The organism is Caulobacter sp. GW821-FHT12A07, from assembly GCF_058807655.1.
In genome coordinates this window covers 540,956-565,624 of sequence record NZ_JBXAQX010000001.1, presented here as the reverse complement: position 1 = coordinate 565,624, position 24,669 = coordinate 540,956, and the positions used below count along the sequence as shown (strand labels likewise).

Sequence of the window (24,669 nt, the reverse complement as noted above, 5' to 3'; positions counted from 1 at the left end):
AGCCTCTGTCTCGATGGTGACGGAGGCTGGACGGGGCGCAGGCATAGGCGCGCGAACGGGCTGGCCGACCCGCGCCTGGAGCTAGCGACCAGACCGGGCACCCCGCCGGAGGACGTTATCTGTCGAGGCAGGTCTCCTGGCTCGCGGGTCGACGCCGCCGTCCTGGCCTTCCCGATGCGCCACCGAGTCGAGTTCGGCGCATCAGTGACACGTATCGGACGGCCGCTCGCCGCTTACAGTTGCGGGGGCAGCGCCGGTTTCACACCGGCTTCCCTCTTAGCTTTGGACGCAAAACGTCCGCAGACCACGACCCGCTTATCAAGCCTGGGCCGGTCTGCGTTGTCAACAAGGACATAAAGATATCTTTATGTGATTTCAGATTGTGGTCGAGCGGGGCTTGGCCCGTGACAGGACGTCGCACACCGTTCATAAACCCCGCGTTCAGTCTCCATTCAGCCGTGCTCCTCTAAACCGGACGACATGAAGCCGATCCGCGCCATACTCGCCGCAGCCGCCATCGTCGCCGCCCTCCCGGGCGCGGCTCTGGCCCAGCGCGGCCCGGACTCGCTGGGCGCCGACTGGCGCGCCCGGCAGGACCAGGCGCGTGGCGGCGTGCAGTCGGGCCGCCTGGTGCCGCTGAGCGCGGTCATCGACAGCATCGCCCGCCGCACCCCCGGCCGCCTGCTCGACGCAGGGCTGGAAGGTCGCAACTACCGCATCCGCTGGGCGACCACGGACGGCCGCCGCATCGACTTCATCGTCGACGCCGAGAGCGGCCGGATCCTCAGCGGCGGGTAGGGCGTGACGGCTGAGACCATGAGCGATTTCGGCGTTCGTCACGCTCCACCTTTTGATTGCGAGCCTGTTTATCCGGTTCGGACGGGACCGTCCGAACCGGACAGGCTCTAGGGAGTTCCCCGAGACATGCGCATCCTGCTCGTCGAAGACGATCCCGACCTGTCGCGCCAGCTGAAGCTGGCCCTCTCCGACGCGGGCTACGCCGTCGACCACGCCGCCGACGGCGAGGAGGCCCAGTTCCTGGGCGAGACCGAGCCCTATGACGCGGTGATCCTGGATCTTGGCCTGCCCAAGGTGGACGGGGTGTCGGTGCTGGAGCGCTGGCGGCGCGGCAATGTCGCCACGCCGGTGCTGATCCTGACCGCCCGCGGCGCCTGGAGCGAGAAGGTCGCCGGCTTCGACGCCGGGGCCGACGACTACCTGACCAAGCCCTTCCACACCGAGGAACTGCTGGCGCGCCTGCGGGCGCTGCTGCGGCGCTCGGCCGGCCACGCCGCCCCGAGCCTGACCTGCGGCGGCCTGCGCCTGGATCCGCGCGCGGCGCGGGCCAGCGTCAACGGCGAGCCGCTGCGCCTGACCTCGCTGGAATACCGCCTGCTGCACTACATGATGATGCACCAGGGCCGGGTGATCGGCCGCACCGAGCTGGTCGAGCACCTGTACGACCAGGACTTCGACCGCGACAGCAACACCATCGAGGTGTTCATCGGCCGGCTGCGCAAGAAGCTGGGCGCCGACCGCATCGAGACGGTGCGGGGCCTCGGCTACCGCCTGATCCCGCTGGAAGGCGAGACCGCGGGGTGATCGCGCGCGGGGGCGAGGCTTGATGCTCGACTTCCGCAAGCGCTCGCTCGTCCGGCGGCTGGTGCTGCTGGCGGCGATCTGGACGCTGTTCGTGCTGCTGGCGGCCGGGGCCTTCCTGACCGCCCAGTTCCGCGACGCGGCCATCCGCCGCTTCGACCAGTCGCTGGCGGTGCTGACCGACGACCTCTATGCCGGCTCGACGGTGGAGGACGGGGTGGTCAAGGCGCCGTTCCTGACCGACATCCGCGCCACGCGGGCCTATTCCGGCCGCTACTGGGCGATCTTCGCCCAGAAGAGCGGCGGCGGGCTCTCGGCGATCGAGCGCTCGCGCTCGCTGTTCGACAGCGATCTCATGCTCTCGACCGCCCAGATCGACCGGCTGACGGCCGACCCGGGCAAGACCCTCTATTTCGACATGCGCGGGCCGCAGGACAAGCCGCTGCGGGCGGCGGCGATCCTGACGCGGCTGCCGGGGCATCCGGCGCCGGTGGTGTTCATCGCCGCCGAGGACCGATCCCCGATCGACGACGACGCCGACCGCTTTGGCCGGATCACGGCTTTCGCCCTGCTGCTGCTGGGCGTGGGCCTGATCGTGGCCATCGTCGTCCAGGTGCGCTTTGGCCTGCAGCCGATCTTCCGCCTGCGTCGCGAGATCGCCGGGGTGCGCAGCGGCAAGGCCGAAAGGCTGGTCGGGCCCTATCCGGAGGAGCTGGAGCCGCTGGCCGGCGAGCTGAACGGCCTGCTGGCCCACAACCAGGAAGTCGTCGAGCGCCAGCGCACCCACGTCGGCAACCTGGCCCACGCCCTGAAGACGCCGCTGTCGGTGATGCTGACCGAGGCCAGCCAGCAGGGCGGGGCGCTGGCGGAAGTCGTCGAGCGCCAGGCCCAGACCATGCGCGAGCAGGTCGACCACCATCTGCGCCGGGCGCGGGCGGCGGCGCGTTCGCAGACCAGCGGCGAGCGCACGCCGGTGGAGCCGATCCTCGACGAACTGGCCGTGACCCTGGAGCGGATCTTCCAGGACAAGAACGACGGGCGGGGCGTGGAGATCGACTGGCGCTGTCCGGAAGACCTGTGCTTCCAGGGCGAGCGGCAGGACTTCATGGAGCTGGCCGGCAACGTCATGGAGAACGCCGGCAAGTGGTCGAAGGCCCGCATCCGCGCCGAGGCCAAGGCGGACGGCGAGGGCCGCATGCTGCTGACCGTCGACGACGACGGCCCGGGCATTCCGGCCGAGCAGCGGGCCCAGGCGCTGAAGCGCGGTCAGCGGATGGACGAGCACACGCCGGGCACCGGGCTTGGCCTGTCGATCGTCGACGAACTGGCGCGGGCCTATGGCGGCTCGGTGACCCTGGACGATTCGCCGCTGGGCGGCCTGCGGGTGGTGCTGTCGCTGCCGCGCGCGGAGGGTTAACGCTACCGCGCGCCACTCTGGCGATAGCGCGCTGTCGTCAAGGTGGAGCTTTCGGCGCCGCGACACTTCGCCTTGCCTTGCGGTGTTGAAAAAGCAGCGGTTTCGGAAAGTCTTAACCTCGTTGGCAACATGGTTGACGCTGCCTGGACATGTCCCGTCCCCGGCGGAGATCGATGCCCGCAATCGCCGCGCACAAACTGCAGATCCTCAGGACGCTGGTCGAGACCGCGCCCGATGCGGCCCTGCGCAGTCTCGAGCTCGCCCTGGCCAACGCCGGCGGGCAGGGGGCGCTGGCGACCGTGCGGGCCATGGTCGAGGACGAGACCGCCGATCGCTACGTCCGCAACACCATTCTTTCCCCCATCGCGCCGCTGTGCCAGCCGCGCGCCGAGGACCTGCCGCAGTTTCCGCGCCGGGCGCTGGCCCTGCTGTGGAAGGCGCTGAAGGTCGAGGCGCCGCGCCAGGTCGCCGAGGGCGCGGCGCGCTGCAATCCCTGGGATCTCGACAACGGCGCGCCCGACGTCTTCAACGAGCTGTGCAAGATCGCCGCCCGAGGCCTGCGCGCGGCCGAGCGGCCCGAGTACGAAGCGATCGCCCAGATCTGCGACGCCGACGAGCTGGCCGACTATCTCGACCTGTCGGTGATCGTCCGCAACGCCCTGCCGCGACTGTCGGAATGGGTCAGCCGGATGAGCGGCGAGCGCGCGGCGGCCGCGCGCCTGGCCTATCGCGACGCCTGCGCGATCAGCGACGACGCCGGTCCGCGGATGTTCGAGATGCTGGCGGCGCACCTTCCCGAGCCCTGGCGGATCCTGCGGGTGATCTCGGCGGTGATGGACCGTCCCAACGACCGCTACCTGGCCTCGTCGGAGGTCAAGGAATTCGGCGAGCGGATGCTGGCCGACATCGAGGCCAGCATCGAGCACGTGCGCGGCTTCGACCTGGAGGGCGGCGAGGCCTCGGGCCGTTCGGCGGCGGCCTCGGCCCAGCGCATCGCCCACCAGTTGACCGAGTTCGAGCAGGCCGTGGACGTGGCCAAGGACGGCCCGTGGGGCAAGCGCCTGGCCAAGTTCAAGCAGGCCGCGGCCCAGGCGGCCGAGACGCGGATGAACGCTGCCGACAAGGAGCTGGGCCTGGCCTTGCCGCTGCGGCCGATCTCGATGATGGGCAAGATGGGCGGCGGCAAGGGCGTGCCGAAGCTGGAAGAGGCGCCGGACGCGGCCCTGGTGCGCCGCGCCGCCTCGGCCCTGGCCTTCATCGAGGACCTGCGGCCCTGCGCGGCCCAGGCCGGCTATGGCTCGACCCGCGCCAAGGTGCTGGAGAAGCTGAACCAGCGGCTGGACCAGTACATCGAAGACAGCCTGCACGTGGCCCGCACCGGCGAGGGCGGCGACCCGCAGGTGGCCCGCGCCTATCTCGAGATCGCCGCCGCCTACATCGCCCACACCCGCGACGAGAAGACCGCCGAGATCGTCCGCCGACGGGCCGTCGCGGCGATGGCGGCTTAGCGCTTCCGCGCAATCTGCGCCTTACGTGCTTTTTTCACTGACGCGCAGGTCGATCTGCGGCTAACAGCGAACCATGATCGGTTTCTGGATCGCCGCCGCGGGTCTGTCCGCCGCCGCCGCCGCCCTGGTGCTGCGGGGCGCCGCGCACGGGCTCGCGCCCGCTGGCGACGACCCGGCCCTGGCCGTCCACCGCCGGCAGCTTTCCGAGATCGACGACCTGGCCGAGCGCGGCCTGCTGGCCGACAGCGAGCTGAAGGCCGCCCGCGCCGAGGCCGGCCGCCGCCTGCTGGCCGCCGCCGACCAGGGCGCGGCCGACTGGCCCCAGGACGGTAAAGGCCCGCGCCGCGCGGTGGTGGCCGTCGCCGCGATCGCCGCCCTGCTGGCCGTGGTGGTCTATGTGCTGGTGGGCGCGCCCGGCGCGGCCGACCAGCCGTTCGCCCGCCGGGTGGCCGAGTGGAAGTCTACCGACCCGTCGATGCTGGACCCGCCGCGCATCGCCGCTGTGCTGGAGCAGGCGGCCAAGACCCGACCCAACGATCCCGAGCTCTATCGCAACCTCGCCCTGGTGCGCATCGCCGGCGGCGACGCCGTCGGGGCCGGCGAGGCCCTGCGCCGCGCCGTGCGGCTGGCCCCGCAGCGCGCCGACCTGTGGACCGCCCTGGGCGAGACCTTCGTGGCCGGCGACAACGGCCAGGTCGGTCCCGACGCCCGCATGGCCTTCGCCGAGGCGCTGAAGCGCGACCCGAGCGACCTTTCCGCCCGCTATCACCTGTCCAAGGCCCTGATCGCCGACGGCAAGCTGGACGAGGGCCTGGCCGGCTGGCGGGCGCTGCTGGCCTCGCTGCCGCCGGCCGACGAGCGCCGCGCGATCCTGGCCGGCGAGATCGATCGCACGGCCAAGGCCGGCCGGCTGGTCGAGCCGAATTCGCAGGCCGCCCAGGCCGCCGCTGACGGCGGCGTCACCCCCGAGATGATCCAGGGCATGGTCGACAGCCTGGCCGCCAAGCTGGCCGCCGATCCCGACAACGCCGACGGCTGGGTGCGGCTGGTGCGCGCCTATGGCGTGCTGGGCGACGTCGCCCGCCGCGACGCCGCCCTGAAGACCGCGACCGAGCGCTTCAAGGATCAGCCGCGCGTGCTGGCCGCCCTGCGCCAGGCCGCCGATGCGCCCGCCGCCACTTCGGTTCCCCGATGAGCTTCCTGCCCAAGTCCCGCAAGGCGCGCCGGCGTCTGACCATCCTGCTGGCGATCGCGCCGGTCGCCGCCCTGGCGGCGGGCCTAGCCCTGTACGGCATGCGGGACTCGATCTCGCTGTTCTACACCCCGGCCCAGGCCCAGGAGGCCCACGTGCCGGCCGGCCGCAAGGTGCAGTTGGGCGGGCTGGTCCAGGCCGGCAGCGTGGTCAAGCACCCGAACGGCCTGGTGGAGTTCGTCGTCGCCGACCAGAAGGCGACCAGCAAGGTGCGCTACCAGGGCGACCTGCCCGACCTGTTCCGCGAAGGGCAGGGGATCGTCGCCTCCGGATCGTTCGACGAAGGCGGCGTCTTCGTCGCCAAGCAGGTGCTGGCCAAGCACGACGAGCGCTACATGCCGCGCGAGGTGGCCAAGGCCATCAAGGAGCAGGGCGAGTGGCGCGGCGAGGGCGCGGCTCCGCCGTCCTACGGTGAGGGAAAGACCGCCCGATGATCGTCGAGTTCGGCGCGTTCGCCCTGGTCCTGGCCCTGGTGCTGTCGGTCGCCCAGAGCGGCCTTTCCGCCGTCGGGGCGATGCGGCGGTCGGGCGCGCTGGCGGGGGCGGGACGCGGCGCGGCCGTGGCGACCTTCGCGGCCCTGGCCTGCGCCTTCGCCGCCCTGATCTACGCCTTCGTGACCTCCGACTTCTCGGTGGCCAACGTCGCGGCCAATTCCCACACCGCCAAGCCGCTGCTCTACAAGGTGGCCGGCGCCTGGGGCAGCCACGAGGGCTCGATGCTGCTGTGGTGCCTCGTCCTGACCGGCTACGGCGCGGCCATGGCGGTGTTCGGCGAGCGCCTGCCGCCGCGCCTGCGGGCCTGGGCCATCGCGGTGCAGGGCGCGCTGGGCGTGCTGTTCCTGGCCTACACCGTCTTCGCCTCGAACCCGATGACCCGCCTGCCGGACCCGCCGGTGGAGGGCCGCTCGCTCAATCCGCTGCTGCAGGACTGGGCCCTGGCCGTGCATCCGCCGTTCCTCTATTCGGGCTATGTCGGCTTTTCGGTGGTGTTCTCGCTGGCGATCGCCGCCCTGATCGAGGGCCGGGTCGATGCGGCCTTCGCCCGCTGGGTGCGGCCCTGGACCCTGGCGGCCTGGAGCCTGCTGACCGTCGGCATCACGCTCGGCGCCTTCTGGGCCTATTACGAGCTGGGCTGGGGCGGCTGGTGGTTCTGGGACCCGGTCGAGAACGCCAGCTTCATGCCCTGGCTGATCGGGGCGGCCCTCCTGCACTCGGCCATCGTGCTGGAGAAGCGCGGCGCCCTGCCGGGCTGGACGGTGTTCCTGGCCCTGGCGGCCTTCGGCTTTTCGATGCTGGGGGCGTTCCTGGTGCGCTCGGGCGTGCTGACCAGCGTCCACGCCTTCGCCGTCGATCCGACGCGGGGCGTGCTGCTGCTGTCGATCATGGGGATCGCGGCCGGCTTCGGCTTCGTGCTGTTCGCCATCCGCGCGCCGAGCCTGAACGCCGGCGGCCTGTTCGCGCCGGTCAGCCGCGAGAGCGCCATCGTGCTCAACAACATCATCCTGTCGGCGGCGACGGCGACGGTGCTGCTGGGCACGCTCTATCCGCTGATCCGCGAGGCCCTGGACGGCGAGGCCGTTTCGGTCGGGCCGCCGTTCTTCAACCTGACCTTCACGCCGCTGCTGGTGCTGGCCCTGGCCATCCTGCCGGCCGGACCGTTGCTGGCCTGGAAGCGCGGCGACGCGCGGCTGGTGGTGCGGCGGCTGTGGCTGGCGCTGGTGATCGCCGCGGTGCTGGGTCTTGCCGCCTACGCCCTGGTCACCCCGCGCAAGGCGCTGGCGAGCCTGGGCCTGGTGCTGGGCTTCTGGCTGATCGGCGGCGCGCTGGCCGAACTGGCCGAGCGGGTTAAGGCCTTCCGCGCCCCCTGGGCCGAGGTGCGCCGGCGCCTCTCGGGCCTGCCGCGCGGGGCCTGGGGCATGACCATCGCCCATGCCGGCCTTGGCCTCTTCGCGCTGGGCGCCAGCTTCGAGACCGCCTGGCGGGTCGAGAGCGCCCAGGCCCTGGGCGTCGGCGGCAAGATCGAGCTGGGCGCCTATGTGCTGACCCTGACCGACGTCGGCACGCTGGACGGTCCCAACTACCTGGCCGAGCGCGGCGTGGTGCGGATCGAGAAGAAGGCCGGTGGTTTCGTCTGCACGGCCGAGCCCGAGCGGCGGTTCTTCCCGGTCGGCGGCCAGACGACCTCGGAGGTGGCGCTGTGCCCGCGCGGCCTGGACGACCTCTACGTGGTCATCGGCGAGCGCCGGGCGGGTCCGGCGGGCGAGCCGGCCTGGCTGGTGCGGGCCTATGTCAATCCGTGGGTGCGGCTGATCTTCCTGGGACCGCTGATCATGGCCCTGGGCGGGGCGGTGTCGCTGTCGGATCGCCGGCTGCGGCTGGGTGTCGGACGGAAGGCCAAGGGAGCGCAGGTGTGAGTGTGCTCCAAGCGATCCTTCTCCCCTTGCGGGAGAAGGTGGCCCGCGCAGCGGGTCGGATGAGGGGTCTCTCAGAACCCTCCGTGCGACCCCTCATCCGTCGGCTTCGCCGACACCTTCTCCCGCAAGGGGAGAAGGGGCGCGTGTTGATGATCACCCTGGCCGCCGTCGCCTGCATGGCCGCGGCCTCCGACCCGTCCGAGCGGCTGGCCGATCCGGGGCAGGAGGCCAGGGCGCGAGAAATCTTCAAGCAGGTGCGGTGCCTGGTCTGCCAGAACGAGTCGATCGACGATTCCGAGGCCGATCTGGCCCGCGACCTGCGGGTGTTGGTGCGCGACCAAGTGAAGCAGGGCCGGAGCGACGGCGAGATCCGTGCGTTCCTGACGGAGCGCTACGGCGAGTTCGTGCTGCTGAAGCCGCCGTTCTCGCCCGGCAACGCCGTGCTGTGGCTGACGCCGCTGGCGGTTCTGCTGGCCGGCGGCGGGCTGATGGTCGCGCTGCTGCGGCGCCGGCGGGAGACGGAGGCGCCGCCCGAGGCGCTGTCGGCCGAGGAGGAAGCGCGGCTGCGCGGTCTGCTCGGGAAAGAATGACACGATTGCGCCGCGATGACGCCGCAAGAAGCGCCGCGTGGGTGAAGGAAAGATAATCCTGGAACCGTTGCACGAATTGCTGGTGCGACTAGGTTCTGTTCGACAGAACCCGGCGCAAAGCGCCGTGGGTTGAGGAAAGACGAAAGATGGCTGCTCGGAAGTCAGGATTCATTGTTGGCGCCGTCGCGGGGGCGGGCGTCGCGTGCGCCGCCCTGGCGGGCGTGGGCATGCGGATGGGACCGGCCGGCGCCGCGGAGCAGGAGCCGCAGCTGGTGCGCGCCTCGGCCACCGCCGCCCCGATGTTCGCCCCGCCGCCCGGCGCGCCGCTGTCCTTCGCCGACATCTTCGAGAAGGTTTCGCCGGCCGTCGTGCAGATCGACGTGACGTCCAAGGCCGATCCCAAGGCCCGCCTGCGCATTCCGGGCCTGGAAGGCCTGCCGTTCGACATCGTGCCCAAGGGCCAGAAGCCGGGCGAGGACGGCGACGACGCCGCCCAGGCGCCCAAGCAGCAGTCCTCGGGCTCGGGCTTCTTCATCTCGGCCGACGGCTACATCGTCACCAATAACCACGTGGTCGCCGACGCCGACACCGACGGCATCAACGTCGTCATGAAGGACGGTCGCGAACTGAAGGCCACCATCGTCGGCCGCGACGAAAGCACCGACCTGGCGGTGATCAAGGTCATCGATCCCAAGGCCAAGGGCGCGGCGTTCCCGTTCGTGAACTTCGAGAACCAGGCCCGCCCGCGGGTCGGCGACTGGGTGATCACCATCGGCAACCCGTTCGGCCTGGGCGGCACCGCCACGGCCGGCATCATCTCGGCCTATGGCCGCGACCTGGGCGACAACTCCTCGCAGTTCGTCGACTACATCCAGATCGACGCCCCCATCAACCGCGGCAACTCGGGCGGTCCGTCGTTCGACATCTACGGCCGGGTGATCGGCGTGAACACGGCGATCTTCTCGCCGACCGGCGGCTCGGTGGGTATCGGCTTCGCGATCCCGGCCGACGTGGCCGAGGCCACCGCCAAGCAGCTGATCAACGGCGGCAAGGTGGTGCGCGGCTATATCGGCGCCCAGATCCAGCCCTTCACCAGCGAGATGGCCGAAGCCCAGGGCCTGGCCGACGTCAAGGGCGCCATCGTCGCCGACCTGGTGCCGGGCGGCCCCGCCCAGCGCGGCGGCCTGATGCCGGAAGACGTGGTCACCTCGGTCAACGGCGTGGCCATCAAGAGCGGTTCGGAACTGACCCGCGAAGTCGCCAAGGCCCGTCCGGGCGAGGTGATCAAGCTGGCCGTCCTGCGTGGCGGCAAGCCCCGCACGGTCGAGATCCGTTCGGGCGTGCGCCCGACCGAGAAGGAACTGGCCGACAACGACAACGAGGACGGCGGCGATCAGGCCGCTCCGGCCAAGCCGGCGGCTCCCAAGGTCGAGGCCCTGGGCATGAGCCTGTCGCCTCTCGATGACGCGGCCCGCAAGGCCAACGGCATCGACACCGCCGTGAAGGGTCTGCTGATCGACAGCGTCAAGGCTTCGTCCGACGCCGGCGAGAAGGGCCTGCGCAAGGGCGACGTGGTGACCAGCGTCAACGGCGAGCCGGTCGCGACCGTCGCCGAGGTCAACGCCGCGGTCGAGGCGGCCAAGAAGCTGCAGCGTCCGAGCGTCAACCTGCGCATCGTCCGCGCCGGCCGCCCGACCATCGTGCCGCTGAAGATCGCGCCGTAAGCGTTCTCCCAGCGTCAACCGATCGATCCCGCCCCGGAAACCTCCGGGGCGGGATTTTTCGTATGTGACCAAGGTTTAAGGTACGCTCGCGCGTAAAGCCGGTATCAGACCGCTCGCTATCGCTCCGGTCGACAGAATCGGGAGAACGTGGGTTGTTTCTCCATCCGGACGGCGCACGAGGGGTTGGCTGATGCGTATTCTGATCATCGAGGACGATCTGGAGGCCGCCGCCGCCATGTCCCACGGCCTGACCGAGGCCGGCTATCAATGCGTCCACGCGCCGGATGGCGAGGCGGGCCTGACCGAGGCCGGCAAGGGCGGCTTCGACGTGCTGATCGTCGACCGGATGATGCCCAAGAAGAACGGCGTCGAGGTGGTCTCGACCCTGCGCCGCGAGGGCGACCAGACGCCGGTGCTGTTCCTGTCGGCCCTGGGCGAGGTGGGCGACCGGGTCGACGGCCTGAAGGCCGGCGCCGACGACTATCTGGTCAAGCCCTATGCCTTCCCCGAGTTGATCGCCCGCGTCGAGGCCCTGTCGCGTCGCCGCGAGACGGGCGCGGTGGCCACCACCCTGAAGGTGGGCGAGCTCGAGATGAACCTCATCAACCGCACGGTCCATCGCCAGGGCAAGGAGATCGACCTCCAGCCCCGGGAGTTCCAGCTTCTGGAATTCATGATGCGCCACGCCGGCCAGTCGGTGACCCGCACCATGCTGCTGGAGAAGGTGTGGGAATACCACTTCGACCCGCAGACCAACGTCATCGACGTGCACATCTCCCGCCTGCGTTCGAAGATCGACAAGGGGTTCGACCGGGCCATGCTGCAGACCGTGCGCGGGGCGGGCTACCGGCTCGATCCGTAGGCGGCCTGCCGGACCCGTGTTAGGCTGAGCGCCATGAACAAGCCGTCCAAGCCCGTTGCGAAAGGCGCTCCCGTTGATCCGGAGCTTTCCGGAGCGGATCTGGACGCCTGGCTGTCGCGCAATGGCGATGCGCTGGAAGTGCTCGTCGCGGAGGCGGACGCCCAGGACGGTGAGCGCTCGGTGCTCGACGTGGAAAAGCTGATCGCAGAGGAAACCTCGCGGTTTCTTCAAGTCCAGCGCAAGGCCTGACCCGTCCACCGTGCCGCCGCGTTTCGTCACCACGGCCAAGGCTGAGGCGGACCTGCGCGACATCTTTCGTCAGGTCGTCGCCGACAACGGGCTTTCGGCCGCATCGTCGGTGCTGAGGAGACTGGAGGCGGCCTTGCCAAACCTGGCGGCTTTTCCGCACCTTGGCCGGGCCACACGCCGCGGCGCGCGCGTTCACAGCGTCAAGCCGTGGATCATCGTTTATCGTCCGATATCGGGCGGCGTCGAGGTGCTGCGGGTCCTGGATGGCCGGCGCGACCTCGACGTTCTGATCGGCAAGAAGACCTGAAGCCATGCGCCTGCCGCGCCTCGTCCGATCCACGCCGTTCAGGCTGACCCTGCTGTTCCTGGCCCTGTTCGCGGCCGCGGCGACGGCCTTCCTCGGCTATATCTACATCGCCACCGCCGGCGAGGTGGACCGCCGCGCCGACGCCGAGATCACCCGCGAGATGGAGAGCCTGGAGGCGGCCTATCGCCAGGGCGGGGTCAACGCCCTGAACCAGACCCTGGTCGAGCGGGCCATCGGCGAGCGGCCGTTCCTCTATTACCTGGCCGGTAAGGACGGCAAGCGGATCACCGGCTCGATCGAGGAGTCGCCGATCGACGACTTCACCGGCACGGGGCCGACCTGGCGCACCTTCACCCTGACCGAGACCGACCTCGACGGCGCCACCGTGCGGCGCTCGGCGCGCGGGGTGCAGGAGCGATTGAGCGGCGGCGAGATCCTGTTCGTCGGGGCCGATGTCGCCGAGTCCCAGGGCTATGTGATGAAGATCGTCCGGGCCCTGTGGGGCGCCGGCGCGCTGGTCATCATCCTTGGCTTGGCCGGCGGGGTGCTGATCAGCCGCAATGTCAGCCGCAGCATGCAGGGCCTGGTGGACGTCGTGAACGCCGTGCGCTCGGGCGACCTGCACGCCCGCGCCAAGCTGCGCGGCACGCGCGACGAGTATGACGAGTTGGCCGAGGGCCTGAACGACATGCTCGACCGCATCGAGCGGCTGATGGGCGGCCTGCGCCACGCCGGCGACGCCATCGCCCACGACCTGCGTTCGCCCCTGACCCGCCTGCGCGCCCGCATGGAGGTGGCCCTGATCGACGCCGAGAACGGCAAGGGCGATCCGGTGGCGGCGCTGGAGACGGCGCTGATGGACGCCGACGGCGTGCTCAAGACCTTCAACGCCGTGCTGGCCATCGCCCGCCTGCAGGCCGCCGGCCAGGCCCCCGACCAGAAGCCCTTCGACGCCAGCGAACTGGCGACCGACATGTCCGAGCTCTACGAGCTGTCGTGCGAGGACAAGGGCCTGGACTTCAAGTCCGAGGTGACGCCGGCCCTCAGCTTGCGGGGCAATCGCGAGTTCATCGCCCAGGCCCTGGCCAACCTGCTCGACAACGCCATCAAGTACACGCCCGAGGGCGGGGCGATCATGATGCGCCTGCGCCGGCGCTCGTCGGGCGAACTGGAGTTCTCGGTCACCGACACCGGCCCCGGCGTGCCCGAGGCCGACCGCGCCCGCGTCGTCCAGCGCTTCGTGCGCCTGGAGAACAGCCGCAGCGAGCCGGGGGCGGGCCTTGGCCTGTCGCTGGTGCAGGCGGTGGCCGCCTCGCACGGCGGCCGCCTGGAACTGGCCGAGGGGCCGGGCGAATACAACGGCATGGGCCCCGGCCTGCGGGTGGCCCTGGTGCTGCCCCGGGTGGAGTAGGGGGCGCCTAGGCGGCCGCCTCGCAGGCCGCCAGCGCTTCGGCGGCGAGCTGGTCGATATAGGGCTCGTCGGACGGCTCGGCCCAGACCTTCAGATCCGCGATCAGCGAGGGATGGGCGCAGAGCGCGGCCGCCTCGAACAGCGGCAGGGCCGCGGCCTCGCCGGCCAGCGCTTCCCGCACCAAGGGCAGGGCGAGACCCGTATCGCGTTGCGCCAGACCCAGCATCGCCTCGGCCCGGACGACCCCGTCGTCGTCATGCCGCGCAGCCTGCAACAGCGCCTCGCGCACGGCGGGGGTGTCGATCTCCGCCTGGGCCAGCAGGAAGACCGCCCAGTCGCGGTTCGACGCGTCGGCGTCGCCCGTCAGATCGACGACCCGGCGCAGGTTTTCCTCCGCCGTCGCATCGCCCAGGAGCGGGGCGGTCTCGGCGATGACCGCCTTCAGGAAATCGGACGCGGGTTCGCAGGCTTCACGCATGGGCCGATCGTGGCCGAGCAGCGCCCGCTAGGCAAGCCGACGTCGAAGCGCGTTCGTCCCAGGCGTCGCCCGATATGTTCAAGCCCGCTCCCGGGCCGTGGGCCACTGTGCGCCTCGTTCGGGGAGGCGACGACGCGCCGTCCCGACTATTCGATCCAGAGGGGCGACCGATGACCAATCCTTCCACCGACGACGGCGCCTCCCGCCGCGACGTGCTGACCGCGGGCCTTGGCCTGGCGGCCTTCGCGCTCGCGCCGCCCTTCGCCGCGGCCACGGCCGCGCCTCTTTCCTCCCATGGAGCCATGACCATGAGCAGCGGTTACGTCACGACCAAGGACGGCGTGCAGATCTACTACAAGGACTGGGGTCCCAAGACCGCCCAGCCGATCGTGTTCCACCACGGCTGGCCGCTGAGCGCCGACGACTGGGACAACCAGATGATGTTCTTCTACGCCAAGGGCTACCGGGTGATCGCCCATGATCGCCGGGGCCATGGCCGCTCGACCCAGACCGACGACGGCAACGAGATGGACACCTACGCCGCCGACGTCGCGGCCCTGACCGACCACCTCGACCTGAAGAACGCCATCCACGTCGGCCACTCGACCGGCGGCGGCGAGGTGATCCACTACGTCGCCCGCGCCAAGCCGGGCCGCGTGGCCAAGGCCGTGCTGATCGGCGCGGTGCCGCCGATCATGGTCAAGAGCGACAAGAACCCGGGCGGCCTGCCGCTGGAGGTGTTCGACGGCTTCCGCGCCGCCACCGCCGCCAACCGCGCCCAGTTCTTCTTCGACGTGCCGGCCGGCCCGTTCTACGGCTACAACCGTCCGGGCGCGAAGGTCGACCAGGGCGTGATCTGGAACTGGTGGCGCCAGGGCATGGCGGGCGGCATCAAGGCCCACTACGACTGCATCAAAGCCTTCTCCGAGACCGACTTCACGGAAGACCTCAAGAAGGTCGACGTGCCGGTGCTGGTGATGCACGGCGACGACGACCAGATCGTGCCCTACGCCGACAGCGCTCCGCTTTCGGCCAAGCTGCTCAAGAAGGGCGAGCTGAAGACCTACAAGGGCCTGCCGCACGGCATGTGCACGACCCACCCGGAGATCGTGAACCCCGACCTGCTGGCCTTCTTCAAGGCGTGACGAAAAAGGGGCGGCCGCAACGCGCGGTCGCCCTTTCCACGGTCAAGGCCACGCTCTAGCGTCGGTTTCGCAAATCAGCGAGGCGACCGGATGCGTGGACTGACGATTTCGACCCTGGCGGTCGCCCTGGCGCTGAGCGCGAGCCTCGCGCAGGCGGCCGAGACCAAGGTCGTCACCGCCGCGCGGCTGCTCGACGTCGCCAGCGGGCGCTATGTCGAGAACCCGGTGGTGCTGGTGGTCGGCGGCCGGATCACCGCCGTCGGCAAGGCGGGCGAAGTGGCGATCCCGCAGGGCGCCGAGACCGTCGACCTGCCGGGCGCGACCCTGCTGCCGGGCCTGATCGACATGCACGTGCACCTGGACGCCTCGCCCGTCTACGGCGGCTACAACAGCCTGCAGTTCAGCGACGCCTTCTGGAGCGTGACCCAGACCGCCAACGCCAAGGCCACGCTGAACGCTGGCTTCACCACCGTGCGCAACGTCGGCGCCGATCGCTTCAACGACGTGGGCCTGCGCGAGGCGATCGACGAGGGCATCGTGCCCGGGCCGCGCGTGGTGACGGCCACCTACGCCATCGGGGCCACCGGCGGGCACTGCGACAGCACCTTCTTCCCGCCCTCGATGGACCAGAAGGCCCCCTACAACATCGACAGCCCCGACCAGGCCCGCAAGGCGGTGCGGACCCTGAAGAAGTACGGCGCCCAGGTGATCAAGATCTGCGCCACGGGCGGGGTGTTCTCGCACGGCGACGAGCCGGGCCAGCAGCAGCTGACCCTGGCCGAGATGACCGCCGTGGCCGACGAGGCCCACATGGCCGGCCTCAAGGTCGCCGCCCACGCCCACGGCGCGGCCGGCATCAAGGACGCCATCCGCGCCGGCATCGACACCATCGAGCACGCCAGCCTCGTCGACGACGAGGGCATCAAGCTGGCCGTCCAGAAGGGCGCCTGGTTCTCGATGGACATCTACAACACCGACTACACCCAGGCCGAGGGCGCCAAGAACGGCGTGCTGGAGGACAATCTGCGCAAGGACCGCGACATCGCCGAGGTCCAGCGCGAGAACTTCCGCAAGGCCCTGAAGGCCGGGGTGAAGATGATCTACGGCACCGACGCCGGGGTCTATCCGCACGGCGACAACGCCCGGCAGTTCGCCGTCATGGTCCGCTATGGCGCGACGCCCTTGCAGGCGATCCAGGCCGCCACGGTCAACGCCGCCCAGGCCCTGGGTCGCGAGAAGGACGTCGGCCAGGCGACCCCCGGCCACTACGCCGACCTGATCGCCGTCTCGGGCGACCCGCTGGCCGACGTCACCGTGCTGGAGCATCCGGTGTTCGTGATGAAGGGCGGCCAGGTGGTGCGGAAGTAGACGCCGGGCCCGGCCCACTTTTCCCGCAGCAGGGGCTGTTGCGGAAAAAGTGTCATCAACCTGTGAAATAGACGCGGCGCTGAAAACAAACGGCGCTGGGGGCACGAGTCTCGTGGCGGCGCCGTCACGGGGGATGCCTAGATGCTGCAACGGTCCGCTAGCGCGATCGCGATCGCCGCCTGTCTCATGCTCGCCGCTCAGGCGCACGCGGCCGACGTCCCCGCAGCCGACGCCGCTCCGGCGGCCGCCGACAGCAGCGAACTGGACGGCGTCATCGTCGTCGGCGCCGGCCAGACCCGCTCGGTCACCACCCTGACGCCGGCCAGCCTGGAAGTCCTGCCGCCCGGCACCAGCGTGCAGAAGGCCCTGAACTTCCTGCCCGGCGTCAGCGCCCAGTCGATCGACGCCCTGGGCGTCAACGAGCAGTCGCTGACCCTGCAGGTGCGCGGCTTCAACACCACCCACCTGGGCTACACCCTGGACGGCATGCCGCTCGGCGACGGCGCCTACAACAACTATAACGGCCTGACGATCAGCCGGGCGCTGATCTCGGAAAACCTGGGCCGCGCCGACCTGGCGACCGGCATCGCCGGCCTCTCGATCCCCTCGACCAGCAATCTCGGCGGCGCGCTGATCTACGTCTCCAGCGACCCGAAGAAGCAGATGGGCCTGTCGGTCAGCCAGAGCTTCGGCAGCGAGGACACCGCCCGCACCTTCATCCGCTTCGACACCGGCGAGCACAACGGCTGGTCGGCCTATGTCTCGGGCCAGTACAGCGAGCAGAACCTGTTCGTGAACCAGGCCGCCTACAACACCTCCACCGGCAAGCAGTTCAACGGCAAGCTGACCTATACGGGCGAGCGCGGCCAGCTGACGGCCTTCGCCGACATCTCGCGCACCAACCAGGCCGACGACGCCTATCTGTCGAAGGACATGCAGAGCCGCCTGGGCTGGGACTGGGCCGGCTACGCGCCCAACTGGGACGCCTATGTCTCCCGCGCGGCCTGCTCGGTGGCCTCGCTGGCCTCCAAGTGCGTGACCTCGACCGCGCCCGAGAAGCTGTCGGACGTGACCTTCACCAACGGCCAGATCCTGCGCGACGACAACCTGTTCTACATCGCCGGCGACTTCGACATCACCTCGAGCCTCAAGGCCCACGCGCAGGTCTACAAGCACGAGAACAAGGGCGCCGGGAACAACTTCATCACCGGCCTGTCGAACCAGGGCACGACCTCGACGGCCGACGACCTGCCGGTGCAGATCCGCGACACCCGCTACACCATCGACCGCGACGGCGTGGTGGCGAACCTGGCCTGGACCTACGGCTTCAACCACCTGCAGGCCGGCCTCTGGCTGGAGCAGAACACCAGCAGCGCCGCCCGCTATATCTGGACCACCGTCACCGGCCCCATCGACCTGGCCCAGTACCTGAAGGGCCGCCCGGACACCGCCCAGTGGGTGCAGAAGACCGACTGGAACACCCAGCAGTTCTACGTGCAGGACACCATCACCCTGCTGGACGACGCGCTGAGCATCGACTTCGGCTTCAAGAGCACCAACGCCAAGTCGAACGCCACGGCCCTGCCGGGCATCGCCAAGACCGCCGCGGCGGCCTCGACCCAGTTCGCGACCGGCTCGCTGAAGGCTTCGGACAGCTTCCTGCCGGAAGCCGGCGCCCGCTGGCGGATCGCCCCCGGGCACGAGGTGTTCGCCAGCTACGCCGAGAACATGGCGATGTTCCAGGGCGGCTTCAAACTGGGTCCGCAATCGGTGTCGCAGACCGTCTGGGACGCCCAGGGCAAGTACCTGAAGCCCGAGACCTCCAAGAGCGTGGACGTCGGCTATCGCTATGTGGGCGAGGCCCTGCAGGTCTCGGTGTCGGCCTATGAGGTCGATTTCGACAACCGCCTGCTGCAGTACAATCCCTGCCCGACCAACCAGCAGCAGAACCCGGGCTGCGGCAACTCCTTCCACAACGCCGGCAGCGTCACCAGCAAGGGCGCCGAGATCGGGGTGCTGTGGAAGCCGCTGTCGTGGCTGAACTGGTACAACTCGGCCTCGTACAACGAGTCCACCTACGACGAGGACCTGAACTGGTGCACGACCACCTGCGTGGTCAAGAAGACGGCCGGCAAGCAGCAGGTCGATACGCCCAAGGAGATGTTCTCCAGCGTGGTCAGCTTCAAGCGCGGCGGCTTCTCGGCCTCGCTGCAGGGCAAGTACACCGGCCGCCGCTACTACACCTACACCAACGACCAGAGCTTCGGCGCCTACACCACCTTCGACCTGGGCCTGGGCTATCGCTTCAGCGAGGAAGGCTTCGTGAAGGGCGCGAAGGTGGCGCTGAACGTCACCAACCTGACCAACAAGCGCTACGCCTCGAACTTCGACAGCAGCGTGTTCGCGCCGGACGACGCGACGGGCAGCATCGTGGTGTTCCACTCGTCGGCGCCGCGCCAGATCTTCGCGACGATCGGCTTCGACTTCTAAGCCCAGTCGCCTGACGCAGACCTCTCAACGGCGGGCGGCCCGGGGCCGTCCGCCGATCGACCCCGGGAACATCACGATGCGCCGTTCGATCCTGCTGGCCCTCGCCGCCCAGACCCTGGCCGCTGGGACCCTCGCCGGCGCCGCTCACGCCCAGTCCCAGACCCATGTGGTCAAGCACTGGAGCGAGGCGGCCGGCGACGAGACCGTCGTCTTCGAGGGGCGGACCTTCGTCAATCACGGCCTGGTCGCCGTCGGGCGGCTGGACGCGGCGACGCGAGACTTCAAGGGCGACACCCTGGGCTCGTTCTCCGGCATGGCCCTGCGGTCGTGGCGGCGCCTGCCGGACGGGACCTACGAGGGCGAGCTGCTGACCCTGCCGGACCGCGGCCCCAACAGCGTCGGCTCGGTGGCCGGCACGCTCGACTACGCCAACCGCCTGCACGCCCATCGCCTGACCCTGGCCGACGGCAAGCTGACGATCACGCCCACGGGCGGCTTCCTGCTGAAGGACCAGACCGGCCAGCCGTTCACCGGCAAGGACCCGGGGTCCAACGTGCTGACCCGCAAGGACATCCGCTATCCCTCGCCCGAGGCGGGGGAGGGCGCGGGTAAGATCAGCCTGGATTCCGAGGCCGTGGCCTATCTGCCGGACGGGTCGTTCTACGTCTCAGACGAGTACGCGGCGGGGATCTATCTGTTCGACGCCTCGGGCCGCCAGATCGGCGCGATCCAGGCTCCGCCGGCCCTGCTGCCGACGCGCGACGGCCAGGCGGACTTCACCGCCGAGAGCGCGCCCGCCACGGGTCGGCGCAACAACCAGGGCCTGGAGGCCCTGGCGGTCAGCCCCGACGGCAAGCGCCTGATCGCCATCCTGCAGAGCGCCACGATGCAGGACAGCGCCGGGGCCAGCGCCGCCGCCCGCAACAACACCCGCGTTCTGGTCTACGACATCAGCAAGACCCGCACGCCCACGGCGCCGATCGGCCACTACGTGCTGCAGCTGCCGACCGTGCGCGAGGCCGGCGATGGTCAGCCGGCCAACGTCACCGCCGCCCAGTCGGAGATGGTGGCCCTGAACGACCACCAGTTCCTGGTGCTGTCGCGCGACGCCAACGGCCGGGGCAAGGGCTCGACCAAGGCGCCGGTGTTCAAGAGCGTGCTGCTGGTCGACACCGACGGCGCGACCAATCTCGCCGGAACGCCCTACGAACAGGCCGCGACGTCGCTGGCCAAGGACGGGGCGCTGGTCGCCGGCCTGACGCCTGTCCGGCAGGCCGAGCTGGTCAATCTGCTCAATCCCGTCCAGCTGGCGAAGTTCGGCATGAACCTGTCGACCGCGCCGTCCGACCGCTTCAGCCTGTCGGAGAAGTGGGAGGCCATGGCGCTGGCCCCGGCGCTCGATCCGGCCGCGCCGAACGACGTCTTCCTGCTGGTCGGCAACGACAATGACTTCGCCACCGCCGACGGCCACGTCAACGGCCAGGCCTTCGACGCCGGCCTGACCAACGACAAGGGCGCCGGCGCGGGCGACAACGACAGCGTCATCCTGGTCTATCGCCTGACCCTGCCGGCGGGCGCCTCGGGACGGAACTGACGGGCAGGAACGATCGCCGATATCCCAGTCAGGCTCGATTTTTCGTTCACCTGAGCCGTTCGTACGCCTATTGCTGCCCCTTCCTGAGAGTTCCGGGGGCTTCATGTTCGATACGCGTTTCCGTCGCCGCGCCGCGGCCCTGGCTTCGACCGCCGTCCTTGCGGCCCTGATCTGTGGCGGGTCCGCCCTGGCCGGCGAGGCCTATCGCACGCCGCCGGCGCCGATCGCCCAGATCCTCGACGCCGCCCCGACCCCCGGCGTGACCCTGAGCCCCGAGCGCAAGACCCTGGCCATACTGGGCCGCGAGAACCTGCCGCCGATCCGGGCCGTGGCCGATCCGATCCTGCGCCTGGGCGGCTATCGCCTGAACCCGCGCACCAACGGCCCGATCGAGGCGCGCACCACCTGGATGAACAGCCTGTCGTTCGAGGACGTGAAGACCGGCGCGGTGCGCAAGGTCGCCCTGCCCGAAGGCGCGCGCTTCATCGAGACCCGCTGGTCGACCAATGGCCAGAACCTGGCCTTCGTGATGGAGGCCCCCACGGGCCTGGAGCTGTGGGTCGCCGACCTGAAGACGGCCACGGCGCGCAAGCTGACCGGGCCGGTGCTGAACGCCGCCTTCGGGGCCGGCTACGACTGGCTGCCCGACGACAGCGGCTTCCTGGTCCGCCAGATCCCGGCCGGCCGTGGCGCGGCCCCCGCCGAGCCGGCCGCGCCGGAAGGCCCGATCGTGCAGCAGGCCGCCGGCCGCACCGCCGCCATCCGCACCTATCAGGACCTGCTGGCCGACGCCCATGACGAGGCGCTGTTCGACCACTACTTCACCAGTCAGCTGACCCGCGTGGCCCTGGCCGACGGCGCGGCGACCCCGGTGGGCGCGCCCGGCGTGATCAACGGCTTCTCCACCTCGCCCGACGGCCGCTATCTCTTGGTCACCCGCTTGAAGCGTCCCTACAGCTACCTGGTGCCGGCCAGCCGCTTCCCCACGCAGATCCAGGTGCTGGACGCGACCGACGGCAAGCTGGTCAAGACCCTGGCCGACCGTCCGCTGGCCGATAACCTGTCGTCGGCCTTCGACGCGGTGGTCGCCGGTCCGCGCAGCGCCGAGTGGCGCGCCGACGCGCCGGCCACCCTGGTCTGGGCCGAGGCCCAGGACGGCGGCGATCCGAAGAAGAAGGTCGAGATCCACGACCGGGTGCTGATGCAGGCCGCGCCGTTCGACGCCGCCCCGGCCACCCTGATCGACCTTGATCTGCGCTACGCCGGCATCGACTGGGGTCGCGGCGACTTCGCCCTGGTCACCAGCCGCTGGTTCGACAACCGCAAGGAAAAGCGCCTGGCGGTCGATCCGTCCAAGCCCGGCGCCGGCCGCCTGCTGCTGGAGCGCAACTACCAGGACCGCTACGGCGATCCGGGCGACGCGGTCAGCCGCCGCAACGCCCAGGGCGAGGCGGTGCTGCACTTCACCCCTGACGGCAAGGGCGTGCTCGTCACCGGCGCCGGGGCGACGGCCAAGGGCGAATATCCGTTCGTCGGCGTGATGAACCTTGCCGACGGCAAGACCGCGCGCCTGTGGCAGGCCAAGGCCCCGTACTACGAGGCGCCGGTCGCCCTGGCCGACGAGGCCGGCAAGACCCTGATCACCCGCCGCGAGAGCAAGGACGAGGTTCCCAACTACTTCGTCAAACCCCTGAAGGGTGGAAACGGCAAGGCCCTCACCCAGTTCGCCGACCGCGCCCCGCAGTTCGCCGGCGTCACCAAGCAGACCATCACCTACAGCCGCCCCGACGGGGTGAAGCTGTCGGGCGACCTCTATCTGCCGGCCGGCTATGACAAGGCCAAGGACGGCCCGCTGCCGATGCTGATGTGGGCCTATCCCGAAGAGTTCACCGACGCCTCGGTGGCCGGCCAGACGGTGGACGCGGGCAACCGCTTCACCCGTCCGGGCGGCGCCAGCCCGCTGTTCCTGCTGACCCAGGGCTATGCGGTGCTCGACGGTCCGGGCATGCCGATCATCGGCAAGGACGGGGCCGAACCCAACGACAGCTATGTGGAACAGCTTGTAGCCGACGCCAAGGCGGCGGTGGACGCGGTGGTGGCCCTGGGCGTCGCCGACCGCGACCGCATCGCCGTGGGCGGCCACAGCTACGGCGCGTTCATGACCGCCAACCTGCTGGCTCACACCGACCTCTTCCGGGCCGGCATCGCCCGCTCGGGCGCCTACAACCGCACCCTGACGCCGTTCGGCTTCCAGTCGGAGCAGCGCACCTACTGGCAGGCGACCGACACCTATACGAAGATGAGCCCGTTCACCTACGTGAAGCAGATCAACGAGCCGATCCTGCTGATCCACGGCCAGGCGGACGACAATTCCGGCACCTTCCCGATCCAGAGCGAGCGCTTCTACGCCGCCCTGAAGGGGGCTGGGGCCACCGTGCGCTACACCGTGCTGCCCTACGAGGCCCACGGCTATCGCGCCCGGGAGTCGGTGATGCATACCCTGTGGGAGATGACCGACTGGATGGACCGCTACGTCAAGAACGCCCCGCCGCGCGCCGCGGCGCCCGCCGCCGCCCAGTAAGGACCAACCGCCGGTGATCCGTTTCGACTCCGTCTCCAAGACCTACGCCGCCTCGCGCGGCGCTTCCGGTCATGCGGCCCTGCGCGAGGCCTCGCTGGAGGTCGCCCAGGGCGAGGTGTTCGGGGTCATCGGCGCCTCGGGGGCCGGCAAGTCGACCCTGATCCGCCTGATCAACGGCCTGGAGCTGCCCACCGGCGGCAAGGTCGTGGTCGACGGCGACGACGTGGCCGCGCTGGACGTCGCCGGCCTGCGGGCGCTGCGCCGGCGGGTGGGGATGATCTTCCAGCACTTCAACCTGCTGTCGTCCAAGACCGTCGAGCAGAACGTCGCCTTCCCGCTGAAGCTGGCCGGTCGCGCGCCCGCCGAGATCAAGGCCCGCACGGCCGAGCTGCTGGCGCGGGTGGGGCTGTCGGACCACGCCACGAAATATCCGGCCCAGCTGTCGGGCGGCCAGAAGCAGCGGGTCGGCATCGCCCGCGCCCTGGCGACGGGGCCGAAGATCCTGCTCTGCGACGAGGCCACCAGCGCGCTGGACCCGGAGACCACCGAGCAGATCCTGGCCCTGATCTCCGACCTCAATCGCGAACTGGGCCTGACCATCGTGCTGATCACCCACGAGATGGACGTGGTGCGCCGCGTCTGCGACCGGGTGGCGGTGCTGGAGGCCGGCCGCGTGGTCGAGGAAGGGCCGGTGGAGGAGGTGTTCCTGCATCCGGCCAGCGGCACGGCCCGCCGCTTCGTCGGCGAGGCGGAGGAGGCCTCCGAGGTCGCCCTGCCGGCCGGGGTGCTGGTGCGACTGACCTTCAAGGGCGAGGCCACCTACAAGCCGGTGCTGGGGGCGGTGGCCCGCGAGACCGGCGTCGACTACTCGATCCTCGGCGGCCGCATCCACAAGCTGCGCGACGCCCCCTACGGCCAGCTGACCCTGGCTTTGACCGGCGGCGACATCGAGGCCGCCATCGCCCGCTTCGAGGCCGCCGACGTGCGCGTGGATCGCCTGGAGGACGCCCGATGAACCTGTTCGCCAACATCGACTGGAGCGACATCGGCTTCGCCACGCTCGACACCCTGAACATGCTCGGCGGCTCGATGGCCCTGACCGTGATCCTGGGCCTGCCGCTGGGCGTGATCCTGTTCCTGACCGGCAAGGGCCAGATGCTGGAAAACAAGGCCGCGCACACGGTGCTGGGCCTGCTGGTCAACATCCTGCGCTCGGTGCCGTTCGTGATTCTGCTGATCGTGATGATCCCGCTGACCGTGCTGCTGGTCGGCACCTCGCTGGGCGTGGCCGGGGCCATCCCGCCGCTGGTGGTGGGCGCCGCGCCGTTCTACGCCCGCCTGGTCGAGACCGCCCTGCGCGAGGTCGACAAGGGCGTGGTCGAGGCCAGCTTCGCGCTTGGCGGTTCGCGCCGGCAGGTGGTGCTGGGCGCGCTGCTTCCGGAAGCCATGCCCGGGATCATCGCCGGGGCGACGGTGACGGCCATCGCGCTGGTTTCCTACACCGCCATGGCCGGGGTGGTCGGGGCCGGCGGCCTCGGCGATCTGGCCATCCGCTTCGGCTACCAGCGCTTCCAGACCGACGTGATGGTGGTGACCGTGGTGGTGCTGCTGATCCTGGTGCAGGTGCTGCAGATGGTCGGCGACGCGGTGGTGCGGCGGGTCTCGCACCGGTGAGCACGCT

At 70.2% G+C, this 24,669-nt stretch carries 21 protein-coding genes, 1 pseudogene and 1 riboswitch; of the genes and pseudogenes, 20 read left to right on the top strand and 2 right to left on the bottom strand.

Going from position 1 to position 24,669, the window contains the following annotated elements; translation table 11 throughout:
* Positions 1-109: 109 nt before the first annotated feature.
* A riboswitch (cobalamin riboswitch) is annotated at positions 110-324 on the bottom strand.
* Between the two features lie 156 nt (positions 325-480).
* From AC1RRS_RS02650 to AC1RRS_RS02620, 7 genes are all read left to right on the top strand, one after another.
* Positions 481-798, top strand: a complete 318-nt coding sequence (locus AC1RRS_RS02650; RefSeq protein ID WP_110133196.1) for a PepSY domain-containing protein — start codon at positions 481-483, stop codon at positions 796-798.
* 126 nt (positions 799-924) lie between these two features.
* On the top strand, positions 925-1,602 hold the full coding sequence (locus AC1RRS_RS02645) for a response regulator transcription factor (RefSeq protein WP_487287973.1): 678 nt from the start codon (positions 925-927) through the stop codon (positions 1,600-1,602).
* A 22-nt stretch (positions 1,603-1,624) separates the two neighbouring features.
* Complete coding sequence (locus AC1RRS_RS02640; protein ID WP_492853815.1) at positions 1,625-3,016, top strand: sensor histidine kinase; 1,392 nt, start codon at positions 1,625-1,627, stop codon at positions 3,014-3,016.
* A gap of 173 nt (positions 3,017-3,189) precedes the next feature.
* Positions 3,190-4,524, top strand: coding sequence for a hypothetical protein (locus AC1RRS_RS02635; RefSeq protein WP_492853814.1), 1,335 nt, complete (start codon positions 3,190-3,192; stop codon positions 4,522-4,524).
* 73 nt (positions 4,525-4,597) lie between these two features.
* Positions 4,598-5,719, top strand: coding sequence for a c-type cytochrome biogenesis protein CcmI (gene ccmI / locus AC1RRS_RS02630; protein ID WP_492853813.1), 1,122 nt, complete (start codon positions 4,598-4,600; stop codon positions 5,717-5,719).
* Positions 5,716-6,210 (top strand): cytochrome c maturation protein CcmE, encoded by a 495-nt coding sequence (gene ccmE, locus AC1RRS_RS02625; RefSeq protein WP_492853812.1) that lies wholly within the window; start codon positions 5,716-5,718, stop codon positions 6,208-6,210. Before ccmI ends, ccmE begins: the two co-directional genes overlap by 4 nt.
* Positions 6,207-8,189, top strand: a complete 1,983-nt coding sequence (locus AC1RRS_RS02620; protein WP_492853811.1) for a heme lyase CcmF/NrfE family subunit — start codon at positions 6,207-6,209, stop codon at positions 8,187-8,189. The genes ccmE and AC1RRS_RS02620 overlap by 4 nt, the downstream gene beginning before the upstream one ends.
* Here AC1RRS_RS02620 and AC1RRS_RS02615 read toward each other — a convergent pair.
* Positions 8,187-8,317, bottom strand: a pseudogene (locus tag AC1RRS_RS02615) (hypothetical protein); the annotation flags it as partial. The gene AC1RRS_RS02620 and the pseudogene AC1RRS_RS02615 overlap by 3 nt on opposite strands.
* A 21-nt stretch (positions 8,318-8,338) precedes the next feature.
* Between AC1RRS_RS02615 and AC1RRS_RS02610 the strand changes: the two are divergent.
* The 6 genes from AC1RRS_RS02610 (at position 8,339) to AC1RRS_RS02585 (ending at position 13,332) form a co-directional block, all read left to right on the top strand.
* Positions 8,339-8,779 carry a cytochrome c-type biogenesis protein gene (locus AC1RRS_RS02610; RefSeq protein WP_492853999.1) on the top strand — a complete coding sequence of 147 codons (441 nt, stop codon included), beginning with the start codon at positions 8,339-8,341 and terminating at the stop codon, positions 8,777-8,779.
* A gap of 146 nt (positions 8,780-8,925) precedes the next feature.
* The gene (locus AC1RRS_RS02605) at positions 8,926-10,503 is read left to right on the top strand and encodes a Do family serine endopeptidase (RefSeq protein ID WP_487287980.1); all 1,578 of its coding nucleotides are present in this window, start codon (positions 8,926-8,928) and stop codon (positions 10,501-10,503) included.
* Positions 10,504-10,693: 190 nt separating this feature from the next.
* Positions 10,694-11,365 carry a response regulator transcription factor gene (locus tag AC1RRS_RS02600; RefSeq protein WP_487287981.1) on the top strand — a complete coding sequence of 224 codons (672 nt, stop codon included), beginning with the start codon at positions 10,694-10,696 and terminating at the stop codon, positions 11,363-11,365.
* 33 nt (positions 11,366-11,398) lie between these two features.
* Positions 11,399-11,614, top strand: a complete 216-nt coding sequence (locus AC1RRS_RS02595) for a hypothetical protein (protein WP_492853810.1) — start codon at positions 11,399-11,401, stop codon at positions 11,612-11,614.
* Between the two features lie 10 nt (positions 11,615-11,624).
* Complete coding sequence (locus tag AC1RRS_RS02590; RefSeq protein WP_492853809.1) at positions 11,625-11,921, top strand: type II toxin-antitoxin system RelE/ParE family toxin; 297 nt, start codon at positions 11,625-11,627, stop codon at positions 11,919-11,921.
* Between the two features lie 4 nt (positions 11,922-11,925).
* On the top strand, positions 11,926-13,332 hold the full coding sequence (locus AC1RRS_RS02585; protein WP_492853808.1) for a sensor histidine kinase: 1,407 nt from the start codon (positions 11,926-11,928) through the stop codon (positions 13,330-13,332).
* 7 nt (positions 13,333-13,339) lie between these two features.
* Here the strand turns inward: AC1RRS_RS02585 and AC1RRS_RS02580 are convergent, their stop codons facing one another.
* Positions 13,340-13,810, bottom strand: a complete 471-nt coding sequence (locus AC1RRS_RS02580) for a hypothetical protein (RefSeq protein WP_492853807.1) — start codon at positions 13,808-13,810, stop codon at positions 13,340-13,342.
* 308 nt (positions 13,811-14,118) lie between these two features.
* Here AC1RRS_RS02580 and AC1RRS_RS02575 point away from each other — a divergent pair, with 308 nt between their 5' ends.
* The 7 genes from AC1RRS_RS02575 (at position 14,119) to AC1RRS_RS02545 (ending at position 24,662) form a co-directional block, all read left to right on the top strand.
* A complete protein-coding gene (locus tag AC1RRS_RS02575; protein ID WP_487288178.1) occupies positions 14,119-14,955 on the top strand; it encodes an alpha/beta fold hydrolase in 837 nt (278 codons plus the stop codon).
* 90 nt (positions 14,956-15,045) lie between these two features.
* Positions 15,046-16,323 carry a Xaa-Pro dipeptidase gene (locus AC1RRS_RS02570; protein WP_492853806.1) on the top strand — a complete coding sequence of 426 codons (1,278 nt, stop codon included), beginning with the start codon at positions 15,046-15,048 and terminating at the stop codon, positions 16,321-16,323.
* Positions 16,324-16,464: 141 nt separating this feature from the next.
* Entirely contained in the window at positions 16,465-18,813 is a 2,349-nt protein-coding gene (locus tag AC1RRS_RS02565) for a TonB-dependent receptor (RefSeq protein ID WP_492853805.1), read from the top strand.
* Positions 18,814-18,889: 76 nt separating this feature from the next.
* A complete protein-coding gene (locus AC1RRS_RS02560; RefSeq protein ID WP_492853804.1) occupies positions 18,890-20,407 on the top strand; it encodes an esterase-like activity of phytase family protein in 1,518 nt (505 codons plus the stop codon).
* A 103-nt stretch (positions 20,408-20,510) separates the two neighbouring features.
* Positions 20,511-22,988 carry a S9 family peptidase gene (locus AC1RRS_RS02555; protein WP_492853803.1) on the top strand — a complete coding sequence of 826 codons (2,478 nt, stop codon included), beginning with the start codon at positions 20,511-20,513 and terminating at the stop codon, positions 22,986-22,988.
* Between the two features lie 13 nt (positions 22,989-23,001).
* Positions 23,002-24,003, top strand: coding sequence for a methionine ABC transporter ATP-binding protein (locus AC1RRS_RS02550; protein ID WP_492853802.1), 1,002 nt, complete (start codon positions 23,002-23,004; stop codon positions 24,001-24,003).
* Positions 24,000-24,662 (top strand): methionine ABC transporter permease, encoded by a 663-nt coding sequence (locus AC1RRS_RS02545; RefSeq protein ID WP_492853801.1) that lies wholly within the window; start codon positions 24,000-24,002, stop codon positions 24,660-24,662. The genes AC1RRS_RS02550 and AC1RRS_RS02545 overlap by 4 nt, the downstream gene beginning before the upstream one ends.
* The last annotated feature ends 7 nt before the right edge of the window (positions 24,663-24,669 follow it).

Excerpts from the sequence above, each read along its gene's own strand:
- AC1RRS_RS02595 (WP_492853810.1), top strand. The coding sequence starts at position 11,399 with ATGAACAAGCCGTCCAAGCCCGTTGCGAAAGGCGCTCCCGTTGATCCG.
- ccmI (WP_492853813.1), top strand. The coding sequence starts at position 4,598 with ATGATCGGTTTCTGGATCGCCGCCGCGGGTCTGTCCGCCGCCGCCGCC.
- AC1RRS_RS02635 (WP_492853814.1), top strand. The coding sequence starts at position 3,190 with ATGCCCGCAATCGCCGCGCACAAACTGCAGATCCTCAGGACGCTGGTC.
- AC1RRS_RS02580 (WP_492853807.1), bottom strand. The coding sequence starts at position 13,810 with ATGCGTGAAGCCTGCGAACCCGCGTCCGATTTCCTGAAGGCGGTCATC.
- AC1RRS_RS02575 (WP_487288178.1), top strand. The coding sequence starts at position 14,119 with ATGAGCAGCGGTTACGTCACGACCAAGGACGGCGTGCAGATCTACTAC.
- AC1RRS_RS02560 (WP_492853804.1), top strand. The coding sequence starts at position 18,890 with ATGCGCCGTTCGATCCTGCTGGCCCTCGCCGCCCAGACCCTGGCCGCT.
- ccmE (WP_492853812.1), top strand. The coding sequence starts at position 5,716 with ATGAGCTTCCTGCCCAAGTCCCGCAAGGCGCGCCGGCGTCTGACCATC.
- AC1RRS_RS02585 (WP_492853808.1), top strand. The coding sequence starts at position 11,926 with ATGCGCCTGCCGCGCCTCGTCCGATCCACGCCGTTCAGGCTGACCCTG.
- AC1RRS_RS02650 (WP_110133196.1), top strand. The coding sequence starts at position 481 with ATGAAGCCGATCCGCGCCATACTCGCCGCAGCCGCCATCGTCGCCGCC.
- AC1RRS_RS02600 (WP_487287981.1), top strand. The coding sequence starts at position 10,694 with ATGCGTATTCTGATCATCGAGGACGATCTGGAGGCCGCCGCCGCCATG.
- AC1RRS_RS02605 (WP_487287980.1), top strand. The coding sequence starts at position 8,926 with ATGGCTGCTCGGAAGTCAGGATTCATTGTTGGCGCCGTCGCGGGGGCG.
- AC1RRS_RS02545 (WP_492853801.1), top strand. The coding sequence starts at position 24,000 with ATGAACCTGTTCGCCAACATCGACTGGAGCGACATCGGCTTCGCCACG.
- AC1RRS_RS02610 (WP_492853999.1), top strand. The coding sequence starts at position 8,339 with ATGATCACCCTGGCCGCCGTCGCCTGCATGGCCGCGGCCTCCGACCCG.
- AC1RRS_RS02620 (WP_492853811.1), top strand. The coding sequence starts at position 6,207 with ATGATCGTCGAGTTCGGCGCGTTCGCCCTGGTCCTGGCCCTGGTGCTG.
- AC1RRS_RS02570 (WP_492853806.1), top strand. The coding sequence starts at position 15,046 with ATGCGTGGACTGACGATTTCGACCCTGGCGGTCGCCCTGGCGCTGAGC.
- AC1RRS_RS02555 (WP_492853803.1), top strand. The coding sequence starts at position 20,511 with ATGTTCGATACGCGTTTCCGTCGCCGCGCCGCGGCCCTGGCTTCGACC.
- AC1RRS_RS02645 (WP_487287973.1), top strand. The coding sequence starts at position 925 with ATGCGCATCCTGCTCGTCGAAGACGATCCCGACCTGTCGCGCCAGCTG.
- AC1RRS_RS02565 (WP_492853805.1), top strand. The coding sequence starts at position 16,465 with ATGCTGCAACGGTCCGCTAGCGCGATCGCGATCGCCGCCTGTCTCATG.
- AC1RRS_RS02640 (WP_492853815.1), top strand. The coding sequence starts at position 1,625 with ATGCTCGACTTCCGCAAGCGCTCGCTCGTCCGGCGGCTGGTGCTGCTG.